The organism is Marinitoga sp. 38H-ov, assembly GCF_011057715.1.
Classification (GTDB): domain Bacteria; phylum Thermotogota; class Thermotogae; order Petrotogales; family Petrotogaceae; genus Marinitoga.
Window position 1 is genome coordinate 17,948 of the sequence record NZ_LNGH01000055.1, and the last position, 15,997, is coordinate 33,944.

Here is a 15,997-nt window from a genome sequence, read left to right on the forward strand (position 1 = left end):
TTTTAAGTGAGGTGACATCTTTGAGAGGCGGCAAAGAAATATTAAGATTTGAACATATAGAAAAAGAGTTTTTTGGAAATAAGGTCCTTGAAGACATCAACCTTGTTTTAAATGAAGGTGAAGTTTTAGGTTTAGTTGGAGAAAATGGTGCCGGAAAATCTACAATGATGAAAATATTATTTGGCATGCCTGAAATCCATGAAACTGGAGGTTATAAAGGTAAAATAATATTTGAAGGAAAAGAAGTTAATTTCAAATCTCCTTTGGATGCATTAGATAATGGTATAGGTATGGTTCATCAGGAATTTTCATTATTACCAGGATTTACTGCTACAGAAAATATTGTTTTAAATAGAGAATCTACAAAATATAATTTTTTAGTTGAAATTTTTGGAGATAGAATAAAAACTCTTGATTTTATAGATATGAAAAAGAGAGCTAAAAAAGCTATTGAACATTTAGGAGTTAATTTAGACCCTGAAATGTTAGTTTCTGAAATGCCTGTTGGACATAAGCAGTTTACTGAAATAGCGAGAGAAATCGAAAGAGAAAATACAAAATTATTAGTTTTGGATGAACCTACAGCAGTATTAACTGAATCAGAAGCTGATATATTATTAGATACTATAAAAAGATTATCAAATGAAGGTATAGCAATTATATTTATCACTCATAGACTCAGTGAAATTTTAGAAGTTGCAGATAAAGTTGCAGTGTTAAGAGATGGACATTTAATAAAAGAAGTTCCAATAGAAGAAGCAGATGAGCATAAAATAACTGAATGGATGATTGGAAGAAATATAGAAAAATTTGAAAATAATAGTGTTGAAAATAGAAAATTTGGAAACCCAATATTAAAGGTAAAAAATCTTATGGTTGACATGCCTGGAGAATTTGTAAGGAATGTTTCATTTGAAGTTAGAGAAGGTGAAATATTTGGTATAGGCGGATTGGCAGGTCAAGGAAAATTAGGAATACCAAATGGGATTATGGGATTATTTTATTCTGAAGGTGAAGTGGAATTCAACGGAGAAAAACTTTCTTTAAATAATCCTCTTGAACCATTAAATAAAGGTATTGCCTTTGTATCTGAAGATAGAAGAGGTGTAGGATTATTATTAGATGAATCAATTGAGTTAAATATTTCATTTACAGCCATGCAAATTAGAGAGGATTTTATTAAAAGATGGTTATTTTTAAAATTACGAGATGAAGATAAAATGAGTGAGGTTGCCAAAGAATATATTGAAAAGTTGCAGATAAAATGTGTTAGTGAAAAACAAAAAGTAAAAGAGTTATCAGGAGGAAATCAGCAAAAAGTATGTTTAGCTAGAGCTTTTGTAATGAATCCCAAATTATTATTCGTTTCTGAACCAACAAGAGGTATTGATGTTGGAGCAAAAAAATTAGTTCTGGATGTTCTAAAACAATATAATAGAGAATATGGAACAACTATCATAATAACTTCTTCTGAATTAGAAGAATTAAGAAGTATTTGTGATAGAATTGCTATTATTTCAGAAGGAGAAGTTTCTGGTATCTTACCAGCAAAAGAAGATTCTATAAAATTCGGAGAGCTTATGGTTAAAAGAGTTGAGGTGAAATGATGGAGAAATTAAAAAAATATATAGAAAATTTTGGTTGGCCCAGGATTATAATTGCCTTATTCTTATTAGCGCTATTTGTTATTGCGCCTTTTGTAAATATTAGAATTTCCACGTCTATTAGTGATATTTTTATCAGATTTGGAATGAATTCAATACTTGTTTTAGCTATGGTTCCTATGGTTTTATCAGGTACAGGTTTAAACTTCGGATTACCTTTAGGAATAATTGCAGGTTTAATTGGTGCAGTTACTAGCATTGAATTAGGAGTAACTGGATTTTTTGGATTTATAACTGCAATTTTAATAGCTTTGCCATTTGCTATAGTTTTAGGTTGGGGCTATGGGATTTTATTAAACAAAGTAAAAGGTGGAGAAATGATGGTAGCTACCTATGTCGGATTTTCTTCAGTAGCTTTCATGTCAATGATGTGGTTAATATTGCCTTATAAAAGTCCAGATATGATTTGGGCATATGGTGGTTCAGGTTTAAGAACAACTATATCTGTAGAAAAATATTGGTTTCATGTTTTAAATGATTTTTTATCTATTAAAATAGGCGATTATTTTGTATTTCCAACTGGAGCTATTTTGTTTTTTGCATTTATGGCCTTCTTAGTTTGGCTATTTTTTAGAACAAAAACAGGCACTGCAATTATTGCAGTTGGTTCTAACCCTGATTTTGCTAGAGCTTCTGGTATTAATATAGATAAAATGAGGATTATATCTGTTATTATGTCTACGGTATTAGGAGCTATTGGTATTATTGTATATGAACAAAGCTTTGGTTTTATACAATTATATATGGGACCGTTTTATATGGCATTCCCTGCAGTTGCTGCTATTTTAATTGGTGGTGCTTCTATTCATGGTGCTACAATTACAAATGTTGTTGTTGGTACATTCTTATTCCAAGGGATATTGACTATGACTCCATCTGTAATTAATAATTTAATTAAAACAGATATGTCTGAAGCAATAAGAATAGTAGTATCTAATGGAATGATATTATATGCATTAACTAGAAAGAAGGCGAGATCATGAGAGAAACATTTGCAAAAAAAATTGAATATTTTTTCATTAATAATTCAGTCCCTATAATTTTTATAATTTTAAGTGCTTTTGCTATACCTCTTTCTGGTTTTTCAGGTAAATATTTAATCCAAGAAATGATTGTTAGATTATCAAGAAATTCATTTTTGGTAGCCTCATTATTAATTCCTATTATGGCGGGTATGGGTTTAAATTTTGGTATTGTACTGGGAGCTATGGCTGGACAAATAGGTCTTATTTTTGTTACAGATTGGAATATAGTAGGAGTTCCAGGACTATTATTAGCTATGCTAATTGCACTACCAATAGCTATATTATTAGGGGTTTTTAGTGGTTCTATCTTAAATATGGCCAAAGGTAGGGAAATGGTAACATCGTTTATTTTAGGGTTTTTTATTAATGGTGTTTACCAAATAATAGTACTATACGCTATGGGAAATTTAATACCTATTGCAAATAAAGAAATATTGTTAAGTAGAGGATTTGGAATTAGAAATGCTATTAATTTAACAAATGTAAGACAAGCATTAGATAATGTTTGGAAGATAGATATAAACGGTGTTTATATACCTTTATCTACATTTATTGTAATTGCTATATTATGTATATTTATAGTATGGTTTAGAAAAACAAAATTAGGACAAGATATGAGAGCAATTGCACAAAATATGGAAATAGCAAAAGCTGCTGGAATAGATGTAGAAAGAACAAGAATATTAGCTATTGTAATTTCTACAGTATTAGCTGCAATAGGTCAAATAATTTTCTTACAAAATATTGGAACTGTAAATACCTATAATAGTCATGAACAAATAGGAATGTTTTCAATTGCGGCTCTTTTAATAGGTGGTGCTTCTGTAGCTAAAGCATCTATTCCTAATGTGTTTGTTGGAATAACCTTATTCCACTTAATGTTTGTTGTATCTCCGAGAGCAGGCCAGGAATTAATCGGTCAAGCCCAATTAGGAGAATTCTTTAGAGTATTTATATCCTATGGTATTATTGCTATATCCTTGGCACTACACGCTTGGAAACGTAGCAGGGATAAAGAAAGAGAAAGACATGCTATGAGACAAGAAGGTTGAGGTGAAATAATGAATAAAAGACTTATAATTAGATTAATGTTTATTATAGCTTTGTTTTTATTAGGAGTATTATTATTTAATATTGGTCAACAACATAAGGTTTTTGTAGATAATAAAACTTTTAAGAACTATAATTATATAAATGAAACTTTAGAAGTTAAAGTAGATGATGTTATATTAAAAGTGCGAAAAAAATCGAGAAAAGTAGCGAAAGTTGTTGGACCAAAACATAAAATAACTTTTGAATATAATGGAAAAATAATCGAGAAGGAATTTAAAATCCCAATTAATCAAGATGTTATTATTAATATTCCAGCATTAATTAATGGAGATAATGAATATATAGAATATAAAAGTATGAGAGAATAATTTAGTCCGCTCAAAGGCGGACTTTATTTTTTTAAATATCCCAAAACAACTTCTCTAAAATCAGGATTTCTACCTATTTCTTCATTTGTTTTTACTAAAATACCTTCATCAAGTGGAGTTATTATTTCCATTTCTTCAGTCATTTCACTTTGTTTCACTATTTTATGAGAAGATAATGCTGTCTTTATATCTCCTTCAAATGTAGTTTTACCAGAATTTATAATAGCAAATCTAGTTGCTATCAATTCAACTTCTTCTATGTGATGAGTAGACATAATTACAATATTTTCATCATTTGAAACAAATTCCTTTAGCATTTTCAATATTTTGTCTTTTTTTACAGGGTCTATATTTTGAGTTGGTTCGTCTAATATCATTATTTTTGGTTGTGCTGAAAACATAAGAACTATATAAAATAATGTTTTCATACCAGAAGAATATGTATGAACAGGTTTATTAATAGGCAAATTAAATTCCATCATTAATTCCTTATATTTCTTTTCATTCCAGTTTGGGTATAAAATTTTCCAAAGTTCAGCATAATCATATGGGAATAATCCTTTAAAGGTGATTCTTTCTTCTAATAACACAGAAAGATTTCTTTTTCTATATTTATTTAATTTTTTTCCATAAATGAGAATTTTTCCTTCATCTGGTTTTAAATCTCCATATATACATCTTAATGTTGTAGTTTTTCCAGCTCCATTAGGTCCAACTAATACATATATATCTCCAGGATTTATTGTAAGATTAATATCTATTAAAGCCGGTTTTGGACCATATGACTTTTCTAAATTAATAACTTCAATCATATTATCACCTCAAAGAGTTAGTTATCAACCAAGCTACAATAATCAAAACAAAAATCAAACCTATAAATGTAAATAGTTTATTTTTATTTTTTGTATAATTTGATGAATCAGTAAAATGAAATATTATCATAACTGATATAAATAAAAATAAAGATATTATATTAATAAAAATATTTTTTTGAGTTACTAAGCTATAATTTTTTATCATATTATTTGATTTTAAAAATAAGTCTACTAACCAAATAGAGATTGGAATATATATTCCACCTAATCCTTTAATTGAAGTTAAAATACTTAAACTATAAAAAAATGCGAAAAATAATAATGATCCAAACAACGATATATAATCCGAATTTTGTGTTATTCCAAAATATAATGATTTTGAAAATAATAATATACTTGCTCCAAATATATAATATGCCAAGTATAAGTCCATCCTTGAAACAGGTAATGTTGAAATTAAAGTGAAGTTTTTATTTTCCAATTCTCTGGTAAATAAAGTTGATGCAAATAACACTGCAAATAAATTTCCTAAATCATTTGGTAAAAATAACAAAATAGATATAAATATAAAATAATATGATCTTTGTCTAAGTTCTTTTTCAAAAACAAATTTAATAGTTTTTAACATATAATCACCTCATTATTTTATTGTAAGTATAAAATTAAAACTAGGAATGTAATTAGTAATTATTAAAATATAAATAACAAAAAACAATATCAAATACAACCATTTACCTTTCTCAAAAACCATAGAAAAAACAATAGCAGCTAATGCTTCTAAAATAAAAGGCAATATTGGAACATTAGAAAAAAACACTCCTAGAATTGCAATTATTATAGCAGAATAAAAAATTAATATTTTCATATAAACACTCCTTTGTATTTTTTATAATTATATCATATCACAAAAACCTCCCTTTCGGGAGGTTTTAAATAATTTTGCTAAATAATTTTTTTGAATTTTCCAACAATATTCGCGAAGCATTTACTATATTAATATTCTTTATTTCAGCAATTTTTTCAATGATATACTTTACGTATATGGGTTTATTTTTCTTTCCTCTAAATGGCACTGGAGTTAAAAAAGGTGAATCTGTTTCTGGTAATATATACTCAATAGGAGTATTTCTTACAACTTCGACTAATGTATTATTATTTTTAAAAGTTATTGGACCATCTATCCCTATATAAAACCCTAGATCTAAAAATTTTTTTGCCATAGACCAGTTAGAAGAAAAACAATGAACAACACCTAAATTATCTGGAATACCTTCATTTATGAGTATATTAAAAACATCTTCATAAGCTTCTCTAACATGTAATATTACAGGCAATTTATTTTCTTTGGCTATATTTAATTGATTAATAAAAGATTTATATTGATCTTCTTTTGATACATTTTTCCAATAATAATCTAATCCTATTTCTCCAATAGCTATAACTTTTTCATTTTTTGCTAAAACATTAATTGTATCAAAATCCTTACTTGTGAGCCCTTTAGAGTCAGTTGGATGAATCCCTACAGAACAATAAATCTTTTCATATTTATTTGATAATTCGATGTTCTTGAATGAATTTTCTACATTTATTCCAACTTCTACTACATATTCAATATCATTTTCATCAAATGAATCTATTATTTCATATTTATTCTCAATTAAATTTAAATGACAATGTGTATCTATAAAGCCCATTATTCTCCTCCTGATGTTGGGATGACACAAATAAATTGACTTTCACCATCATTAATATTTTTAAATTGATGTAAAACATTTGGCGGAACAAATACAAAAGAACCTTCTTCTGCTATAACAGTTTCTTCTCCATTAAATACTTCTAATTTCCCTTTTAAAACATAAACTTCATGTTCCCAATTATGTGTGTGTTTTGGAGTAAATCCACCTTTTTCTAATGTAAATAATCTCATCACAAAATTTGGAGCTCCTAATTTATTTCCAATTAGAACCCTTTTATGAGCTCCCTTTACATTTACACCATCATCGTATGTTATAGGTTCTATATCCATAGCCTTACCAATATATGCCTTATTCATAAATTACACCTCCATTTTTCTTTTAATTGATACATATAATATTATACCAAAAACTACAAAAAATATACTTATTAATACCGCAACTTTCATACCTAAAAACATTAGAGAATCTGTCCTTAATAATTCTATCCATCCTCTCCCTAAAGAATATAATATTAAATATAATGATATAATTTCGCCATCAAACTTTTTATTATTTCTTGCATAATAAAATAAAAATAAAAATATCACTAAATCCCATATAGATTCATATAAAAACGTTGGATGAAAATATTCATAACTTTCATAGCCCGGCATTCTAAATTCTTTTGGCACATACATTTTCCAAGGTAAATTTGTTGGACTTCCATAAGCCTCATAATTAAAAAAATTACCCCATCTACCGATTGATTGTCCTAAAGGTAATACATGTGCCATTAAATCTAATCCTTGTAAAAATGTAAAAGAAATATTTTTCTTTAATTTTGTATATATATATACTGATAACAATGCACCTATTATACCTCCATGAATTGCCATTCCCCCATGCCATGTTTTGAAAATTTCTGATGGCATTTTAGAATATATATCCCAATTAAATATAACATAGTATAATCTTGCACCTATAATTGAAAAAACTACACCTAAAATTACAGCATTTGATAACTCATTTTCATTAAAATTCCATTTTTTTGCAGTATCAGTCGCTAAATAAAAACTCAAAAATACTCCTGAAGCTATAAGTAACCCATACCATCTTATTTGCAAAGATCCTATTTTCAATATAATTGGATTTACAATTACTTCACCAGAAAAAACTTTAGGCAAAAATAATAAGCCTAAAAGAATATATACAATAGCTGAAATTAATAATACTTTTTTATATAACTTATCGTTTTTCATACAAAACCCCCTTGAAAATTTTTTTAAATAATGATATAATAAATTTCGGCAAGCGGGTGTAGCTCAGTTGGTAGAGCATCAGCTTCCCAAGCTGAGGGTCGCGGGTTCGAGTCCCGTCGCCCGCTCCAATTAATTTATTCTATATTTATTTCATCTCTATTTTTTTCTGCAAATATTTCTTTGAAAATGCTATGTAAGTCCCCTTTCGAATATTGGCCACCTTTTCTTTTAATATCTTCGTCTATTTCTTCTAAACTATTTAAACCTTTTATATTAGATACTACAACCTTTCCCTCAGGTTCATTTAATATTTTTTGATATTTTGAAACAATATCAATATTTGGTTTTACGGTTTCTATTTCATCTAAACTTTTTACTTTTTCATCTTTTATTATATCTTCTATAGTTTTTTCTGCTTCATTTAAAATCTCTTCTTCTGAAATTTCTTCTTTTGTTTCATTTAAAACTTCTTCAGTTTTTTCCTCATCATTTTCTGTTTTTTCTTCATTTTCAATTGTATCTTCAAGATCTTCTATATCAAGATTGACATTATCATTAACTTCTATTTCTTCTTCTAATAAACTATCAACATCTATTTCTTCTAAATTTTGTTCAATATTTCCAACATCTTCATCATTAACATCGAGTTTATTTTTCATTTTTTCATATTCATCCCATAATTCTTCTAATTCATCAATTTTCACTTCTAATACTTCTTCTAATGGTATAGTCTCTTCTTCAATCTCTTCATCATTTTCAACAATTTCTCTATTTTCAATTTTATTATCTAATTCAGATTTAAATGAGTATCTTCTGAAAATAAAGAAATATATTAGAAAACTGGTAATTCCTATAATCATAAATATAACAGCTGTTGTTATAATATAATAAAATAATCCTATTTTAACATCTGTTGTTGCTTCATTTGTTGTTGAAGTAGCATTTGATTGAATCTTTAAAGATTTAAAACTCAATTCTTCTTGAATATTACCTTCTTTAATACTTTTTAAAGCTAAAGAAACCTTGGGATCATCCGTATAATATTTTAAATAATTTTCTGCTTCATTATATTTTTTTAAATAAAATTTTGTCCAACCTAACATATATCTAATATCAGGATATTTTATTTCAATTTGGGCTGTTAATTTCAAAGCTTCTTCAAAAAATTTTTCAGCGTTTTCATATTCTCCTGTCTGAAAAGCGCTTTTCCCATTAAAATAATAGATTTCTGCTTTATCCAATGCAGTTTGAGATAAAGAAATAATAGAAAATATTAGAAATATTATCATCATTACTTTTTTATAATAGTATCCCATAATTCAAATCCCCCATTTTTTCTAATAAATATTAAAAATGAATTATTATAATTTTCAACATCAATAATATCAAAATCTAATATAGATTGATAATCCCCTCCAAAAACCTTATTATTCAAATCTATATAAGTAATATAATTTTTATCAAATATCCATAATAAATTATTATTTTCTAACAACTTCAATTTACCAACATCACTATTACCCAATATTTGAACCTTTTCATTTTTCGTATCATATATAATTAATTTATAATCCGATGTCAACAAATATATTAAATATGCACGAGAATAATAATCTACAAAATTCCCTATTTCTTCCTTTAATAAAGCTTCTATACCTGCCTTATTAACTATTGTAATCCAATTATTTCCTTTTCTTTTTAATATTTTATTTCCTAAAATAATATAAAATTCATTATTTATAACCTTCATTGAAATAAATTGACTACCTTCTGATATCATAGTTTCATTTTCATATATATTAGCCAATCCATCGACATAATCAACATATATGTATCTTCTTATTTCTGGTAAATAATATACATTATTGTGTAATTCAAAATCTTTATTTTTAATTTTAATGAAATTAAAGGCGCTTTCATCTATAGCATAAACACCATCATCTGATGCAATATATAATCTATCTTTATATTTAATACTTCCTAATATATTCTTATTAAAAATATTGTTTCCATCCAAATCATATGCACCTTTATTTGTAAGAATAATAATATTATTATTTAAATTTACAATTTTACCATAATTTATATTTTCTAAATATAATAATTCTTCTTTAAATTCTAATAATTCTTTTTGTGTATATTTACTATTTTTTTGAAAAATAATGGTACGATTTTCTTTAGATTTCTCCTCAGATTTAATCTTTTCAACTACTTCAATTGTTGTTTCAGGAAATTTATCATCTTCAATTTTAGGTATATCAACCTTTTCAATGTTTTTAGATAATATACTTTGTACAAAAGATAAGACATCATTATCAGAATAAAGCTTATTATATGGCATATCATATGTATAAAAATTCGCACCATTTATTCTTGCACTATCTATAGTAACCAAACCATCCCCATATCCTTTTATAAATTCCGGATAGAAAGTTGATAATTTAGTATTAGAAATATGAATATTTATATCTGGAATTGTTCCTGTAATAATATTATATTCAATATCTTTTCTTATATTTGAATTTTTTAATTTTTTTATAAATTCCGAATCAGGTAAAAGTTCTTTATAATAAGATGAAATTAACTCTAATTTAGAAGTTATGTTTAAATACAAGGAATTGTATTCTTCTTTATTCAAACCATATGTTAATTCTATTATTTCGGGACTCTTTTTATATATAACATTATAATAAATCGGATTAACTATATTAATTCCATTGTTTGGAGGAGAAAACATCGTTATCGTTCTAACATTAGTTATTTCTGGATGTTTTTCTAAAGCATATCTTACAATTAAACCTCCTATACCTTGAGTTATTATATCAAACTGCTTATTTTTTTTAGCTTTTAATTCCAAAGCAAATCTCTCTGCTTCAAACTCCAAGTAACTATTTGAACCTGTTCTTATATAATAACCAAAAAAGGCATCCATATACTTTTTTGGTTTAGTTTCTAATAAAGGATATTTATAATTCCATATTGTCCTATTAGGAAAATATAAACTCCAAATATTTTCGCCATATATATTGTTTATTGTCTGAGTATTTGGTATAAATCCTAAAAAATTATTATCGATTCCTGGAACTAATATAATATCCGGTTCTAATGATGATGGTTTTTCAATTAATGTTTTTAAACCAAAATCTACTTCTTTTGGGTTAGGATCTACATATAGTCCGAATTTCGAAAAATGAAAAGTATTTGCTTGTACTACATATGTTCCCAAAGATTCATCTTTATATATTTCACATCCAGCCAATTTTTTTACTACTGGTGGGTTATCATCAGAAGCATAAACTATTGAAAAATTATTAAAAGAATCACCATAATATAATTCCATTGGTAATTTATATTTTATTTTAATAGGTTTCAAGGAAGACTCATCTTTTTTATCATCAGGAATTATTTCATATATGGGACCATATAAATTTCCCAAAGTTTTTAAATTTTGATATTCAGCTGAGTTTTCTTTTAATGATTTAATAGTAAAAGTCTTTTTATATTGAAATGCATCTGGAGGTACATATATAAATAAATTTGAAATAGATGCGCTTTCTGCTTGACTTTCAACATTTAATTTTTTTGTAGAAAATGTCGGAACTATAATTATTAAAAGTATTATTAATAATATTATTGCTAATACTGATGAAATAAATATTATTTTCTTCTTTCTATTAAAGTTTTTAAAATCTTTCAAAAATTCTATAATTTTTTTTATAGAAAAATTTTTTAAAGGTATTTTCTTAAAAATACCTAAAATACCGCTTATATTAAATTTAGATTTTTTTTCATTTTTATTACTCTCTTCTGATATATTTTTTCCTTTTTTTGCCATATCTACTTCCTTTCAATTAATGATTTAATATTAATTAATTCATCAACTAAAAAATTCATTTTCAGTTTTGAAAGTGATAAAATCGATTCATCAAATAATGAATCTGCATATTTTTTTGCTTTATCTTGATTCATTATTTTTAATAAAGTGTATTTATTTTCATCATTACTTAAATCCTTTCCAACTTCATCAAATGTACCGTGTAAATCTTTTAAATCATCATAAATTTGAAATGCTAGACCAAAACTTTTACCAGTATTTTTAAGAATTTCAAAATCATTTTGATTATCCTTTAATAACGAGGCAAAAGCAAAAGAAAACTCAAATAAAGCAGATGTTTTCTTTTCATACATATCCAATATTTGTTTATCTGATGGAACAATTAATTTTTTTTCAAAAGCAACATCTAAAGTTTCTCCTTCAATTAATTTAATTACAGTTTCAGAAAAGAATCCATATAGTTTTGATAATTTATTATCATAAAAAATTTTATATGGTAAAATAAAACCCAAATCACCTGTTAAAATTGCTCTCCATTCTCCAAATTCTTTATGACTTGTCCTATTTCCTCGCCTATAATCGCTATTATCTATTGCTGGCAAATCATCATGTATTAAAGATGCTGTATGTAAAATCTCTATTGCAAAACCTATTTTAAATAATTTTTCTTCTTCTACATTATAATATCGTCCGATATTATAAATTATCCAGGGACGTAATCTTTTTCCTCCTGAAAAATATGAATATCTAATTGTCTCATTTAAAATGTTTATTAATTCTAAAGAATTAAATAATTCTTTAGATGCATTGTCAAAAACTTTTTTAAATTCATTTATCTTCATCATATTTTTTCCCCTCATCAAAAAAATGCTTTTTTATTGTATCTATATCAAAATTTTCTAAAAACTTTTTAAATTCATTTCTTTTATCTTCTTCGGTATTTTCTTCCTCATTTTCAATAGGAATAAAAGACAAATCAATTCCATTATCAATAATCAATTTATCTTTAATATAAATAGGTATTCTTTTTTTCACTGCTAGTACAAGTGCATCCGATGGTCTTGAATCAAGATTTATTTCTATTCCATCTTTTTCTAAAATAATATTTGAATAATATATATTATCTTCCATGTTATGTATTTCTACTCTATTTATATCATATCCTTCATTTTCTAATATAGAAATTATCAAATCATGAGTTAAAGGACGTGGAGTCTTTTGCTCATTTATTGCTAACGCTAAAAAGGTAGCTTCACAAGCTCCTATCCATATTGGAATACCTAAATGTGTATTTTCTATTCTCAAAAAAACTACTGGAGAATTAGAAATTTTATCTAATCCCATTGTAATAATATCAACCTTTTTAAACATAATATCACTTCCTTAATTTACTTCAGAAGATAATAAATTAAAAATGTGATTTCTTAAGTCCTCTTCACTTTCAAAATCCTTAGGAACTAAAGGTTTAAAAATTTTTATATTAACATTATGTGGATTAAGCAAATGTTCTCCTTTTTTTATTATGTAATATGTTCCATCAATTGCAACAGGAAGTATTTTTATATTATATCTATACGGAATCATTAAAGATCCTTTTTTAAATGGCTTTACTTTTCCATCTAAAGTTCTAGTACCTTCTGGAAAAATAGTCAATTTTCTTCCTTCTTCTAATTTTCTTTTTATATCACGAAGAGCAGCCGCCGCTTTGGAAGGATTTTTTCTATCAATAAATACAGAACCTAACGCTTTTATAAAACTTGCAATTATAGGGGCTTTTTCTAATTCCTTTTTTGCTATAAATCCTGTAGGATATATATAACCTATTATTAACGGAATATCTAATAAACTTTGATGATTTGCAACAATCATATATTGTTCATTTTCAATTTCATTTATATCTATTTCACTTTCAACATTTACTTTTATCCCTAATAATTTAAACGCATTTTTCCCAAATTTATATACAACTTTTCTCAAATAAGAATCCGCCTTTTTTTCACCTGATATTTTGCTTATAATTTTTGAAATTAATAAAACAATAGAACCATATATAACTACATATCCAAAAAAACCAATATAAAACCATATAGTTAATAAAAATCGTTTTATTAAATTAATCAAGATTCAACACCTCTTTTTCTAAAAAAGAGTAATTTTCAATAACTTCACCATTTTTTATTATATATACCAAACTATTTTTTATAGCTTCATACTCCAAATTTGATAAATTTTCTATTTTTTCTTCATATTTTCTCATTTTATCAGGGAATGATTTAGTAGCTGGTGTTTTAGGTAAAAATGCAACACAACTATCTTTATATGGCCATATTGATATATCATATGTACCAATTTCCTGTGACCTTTTTACTATTTCTAACTTTTCATATCCAACTAAAGGTCTTAATATTAACATATCTGTTGCATCTGATATTGTTATCATATTTTCTAATGTTTGTGATGCAACTTGGCCTAGATTTTCTCCCGTAATTAACGCTGAACTATTTGAATGCTTCGCAATTTTAGAAGCTATTCTTAACATGGATCTTCTCTGTAAAATTAACGAATAGCTTTCTACATTTAATTTTTTTATAGCCATTTGAACATTAGTAAAAGGAACAATATAATGGTAAAATTTAAATGGATAATATTCACTTAACTTTTTACTTAACTCAATTAATTTCATAATTGTTTTCTCATTATTACTTGGAGGGCTATAAAAAGATATGGCATTCATTTTCATTCCTCTTTTCATCATAAGCCATGCTGCTACAGGGCTATCTATACCTCCAGAAAGCATAATACTAGCCTTACCACCAGCACCGACGGGATATCCCGCATAACATTCTATATTTTCAAAGTATACAAAAGAAAGTTCCTGTCTTATTTCAACTTTAATTAAATAATCAGGATTATGCACATCTACTTTTAAATTCGGAAATTCATTAAGAACATCTTCGCCAAGATTTTTATTTAAATCAAAACTTCTAATTGGAAATGTTTTATCTGTTCTTCTAGCATCAATTTTAAAAGTACCTGTTGCAATATTTTTTTCTTTTAATAAGAAAAATATTTTATTTTTTATGTCTTCATAATTTTTTTCCACTTTTAAAGCCGGAGATATAGATTTTATACCAAATACCCTTTTTAAATTATTTAACATAGTACTGTCTATTTTTTTATTTTCTTTAGGAGTAATTATTATTCTTCCATATATTTTTTTTGCACTAACATTATGGTCTAATTGTAACACTATATTATTCATTAATTTATTTTCAAATATTCTTCTATTTTTTCCCTTAGTTCCTATTTCACTATATTTAATAACCACAAAATCGTACATAAAATACCTCCTTAAATTTTTAATTTATCAAAACCTTCACCAAATACTCCAGCAACTGATCCCATTGAAATAAAAGCATTTTTATCATGTTTTTTTATTATTTTCAAAACAATAGGTAATTCTCTTCTTCTTACGATAGTCAATATAATATTTCTGTTTTCTTTTGTATACCAACCTGTTCCTTGAATTAATGTTACTCCTCTACCTAATGTTTTAGTGATTTCATCTGCAATATTTCCGTATTTATCTGAAAATATAAATAATTGTACAGATGATTTCCCACCTTCTAAAACTAAATCAACAGCATAACTTGATATTGCCATTGTAACATAACCATATATTATAGTCTCAAAAGATCTAAAAATAAAATATGAACTACCTATTATTATTATATCAAATAAAAACATGGTTCTTCCAGGACTAACATTTCTAAACTTATTTATAATCATTACTATTATTTCTGTTCCACCAGTACTTCCTCCAGCAAGAAAAACAATTCCTATACCTGTACCCAATAATATACCTCCAATTACAGATGACAAAAATTGATCATATAATATAGGAGAATTAAAAAAATTTTGCAAATAGGTTATAAAAAACGATGAACTCGCTATACCAAATATAGTTTTAAACCCAAAAGATTTTCCAATTATTTTCATAGCAATATATAATAATATTACATTCATAATTAAATAACTTATACCAACCGGAATACCTGTTACATAATAAATCATTGTACCTACACCACTTAATCCTCCACCTACTATTTTCCATGGAATTAAAAATAAAGTCCAACCTATTGCATTAATAAAAGTCCCTAAAGTTATTAGAAATATATCTTTAAATAATTCTTTTTTCATGTTTATCCCTTCCTTATTAAAGTCTTTTGCAATTAATTATATCAAAATAATTTTAATTTAAAGGTATTATTGTTAAAATTTGTATTTTTTTATAGTATAATT

At 26.0% G+C, this 15,997-nt stretch carries 17 protein-coding genes and 1 tRNA gene; 5 read left to right on the forward strand and 13 right to left on the reverse strand.

The window, feature by feature from the left end:
* Positions 1-20 precede the first annotated feature (20 nt).
* The 4 genes from AS160_RS10885 to AS160_RS10900 are packed head-to-tail and all read left to right on the forward strand — an operon-like array spanning position 21 to position 4,110.
* The gene (locus tag AS160_RS10885) at positions 21-1,607 is read left to right on the forward strand and encodes a sugar ABC transporter ATP-binding protein (RefSeq protein WP_165148966.1); all 1,587 of its coding nucleotides are present in this window, start codon (positions 21-23) and stop codon (positions 1,605-1,607) included.
* Complete coding sequence (locus tag AS160_RS10890; protein WP_165148969.1) at positions 1,607-2,647, forward strand: ABC transporter permease; 1,041 nt, start codon at positions 1,607-1,609, stop codon at positions 2,645-2,647. The genes AS160_RS10885 and AS160_RS10890 overlap by 1 nt, the downstream gene beginning before the upstream one ends.
* A complete protein-coding gene (locus tag AS160_RS10895; RefSeq protein ID WP_165148972.1) occupies positions 2,644-3,741 on the forward strand; it encodes an ABC transporter permease in 1,098 nt (365 codons plus the stop codon). Before AS160_RS10890 ends, AS160_RS10895 begins: the two co-directional genes overlap by 4 nt.
* 9 nt (positions 3,742-3,750) lie before the next feature.
* Positions 3,751-4,110 carry a DUF6672 family protein gene (locus AS160_RS10900; RefSeq protein ID WP_165148975.1) on the forward strand — a complete coding sequence of 120 codons (360 nt, stop codon included), beginning with the start codon at positions 3,751-3,753 and terminating at the stop codon, positions 4,108-4,110.
* A 23-nt stretch (positions 4,111-4,133) separates the two neighbouring features.
* On the opposite strand, the gene AS160_RS10905 is transcribed toward AS160_RS10900, so the two are convergent.
* The 6 genes from AS160_RS10905 to lgt all read right to left on the reverse strand — a co-directional run bounded on the left by AS160_RS10905 (position 4,134) and on the right by lgt (position 7,860).
* Entirely contained in the window at positions 4,134-4,922 is a 789-nt protein-coding gene (locus AS160_RS10905) for an ABC transporter ATP-binding protein (protein WP_165148978.1), read from the reverse strand.
* Positions 4,923-4,926: 4 nt separating this feature from the next.
* On the reverse strand, positions 4,927-5,553 hold the full coding sequence (locus AS160_RS10910; RefSeq protein ID WP_165148981.1) for a hypothetical protein: 627 nt from the start codon (positions 5,551-5,553) through the stop codon (positions 4,927-4,929).
* 12 nt (positions 5,554-5,565) lie between these two features.
* A complete protein-coding gene (locus tag AS160_RS10915) occupies positions 5,566-5,790 on the reverse strand; it encodes a hypothetical protein (RefSeq protein ID WP_165148984.1) in 225 nt (74 codons plus the stop codon).
* A 64-nt stretch (positions 5,791-5,854) separates the two neighbouring features.
* Positions 5,855-6,619, reverse strand: a complete 765-nt coding sequence (locus AS160_RS10920; RefSeq protein WP_165148987.1) for a TatD family hydrolase — start codon at positions 6,617-6,619, stop codon at positions 5,855-5,857.
* Positions 6,619-6,978 (reverse strand): cupin domain-containing protein, encoded by a 360-nt coding sequence (locus AS160_RS10925; protein ID WP_206528182.1) that lies wholly within the window; start codon positions 6,976-6,978, stop codon positions 6,619-6,621. Before AS160_RS10925 ends, AS160_RS10920 begins: the two co-directional genes overlap by 1 nt.
* Positions 6,979-6,981: 3 nt before the next feature.
* Positions 6,982-7,860, reverse strand: coding sequence for a prolipoprotein diacylglyceryl transferase (gene lgt / locus AS160_RS10930; RefSeq protein ID WP_165148990.1), 879 nt, complete (start codon positions 7,858-7,860; stop codon positions 6,982-6,984).
* 52 nt (positions 7,861-7,912) lie between these two features.
* Between lgt and AS160_RS10935 the strand changes: the two genes are divergently transcribed.
* Positions 7,913-7,988: transfer RNA gene (locus AS160_RS10935), tRNA-Gly, on the forward strand.
* A gap of 6 nt (positions 7,989-7,994) precedes the next feature.
* Here AS160_RS10935 and AS160_RS10940 read toward each other — a convergent pair.
* From AS160_RS10940 to AS160_RS10970, 7 genes are read right to left on the reverse strand one after another with little or no spacing between them, the layout of a single operon-like run.
* Positions 7,995-9,176 carry a tetratricopeptide repeat protein gene (locus AS160_RS10940; RefSeq protein WP_165148993.1) on the reverse strand — a complete coding sequence of 394 codons (1,182 nt, stop codon included), beginning with the start codon at positions 9,174-9,176 and terminating at the stop codon, positions 7,995-7,997.
* The gene (locus AS160_RS10945) at positions 9,152-11,695 is read right to left on the reverse strand and encodes a hypothetical protein (protein WP_165148996.1); all 2,544 of its coding nucleotides are present in this window, start codon (positions 11,693-11,695) and stop codon (positions 9,152-9,154) included. The genes AS160_RS10940 and AS160_RS10945 overlap by 25 nt, the downstream gene beginning before the upstream one ends.
* Positions 11,696-11,697: 2 nt before the next feature.
* Complete coding sequence (locus tag AS160_RS10950) at positions 11,698-12,540, reverse strand: polyprenyl synthetase family protein (protein ID WP_165148999.1); 843 nt, start codon at positions 12,538-12,540, stop codon at positions 11,698-11,700.
* Entirely contained in the window at positions 12,524-13,066 is a 543-nt protein-coding gene (locus AS160_RS10955; protein WP_206528183.1) for a bifunctional nuclease family protein, read from the reverse strand. The genes AS160_RS10950 and AS160_RS10955 overlap by 17 nt, the downstream gene beginning before the upstream one ends.
* A 12-nt stretch (positions 13,067-13,078) precedes the next feature.
* Positions 13,079-13,816 (reverse strand): lysophospholipid acyltransferase family protein, encoded by a 738-nt coding sequence (locus AS160_RS10960; RefSeq protein WP_165149002.1) that lies wholly within the window; start codon positions 13,814-13,816, stop codon positions 13,079-13,081.
* A complete protein-coding gene (gene thiI / locus AS160_RS10965) occupies positions 13,809-15,035 on the reverse strand; it encodes a tRNA uracil 4-sulfurtransferase ThiI (RefSeq protein WP_165149005.1) in 1,227 nt (408 codons plus the stop codon). The genes AS160_RS10960 and thiI overlap by 8 nt, the downstream gene beginning before the upstream one ends.
* Before the next feature lie 11 nt (positions 15,036-15,046).
* Positions 15,047-15,895, reverse strand: coding sequence for a YitT family protein (locus tag AS160_RS10970; protein WP_165149008.1), 849 nt, complete (start codon positions 15,893-15,895; stop codon positions 15,047-15,049).
* Positions 15,896-15,997: the final 102 nt, after the last annotated feature.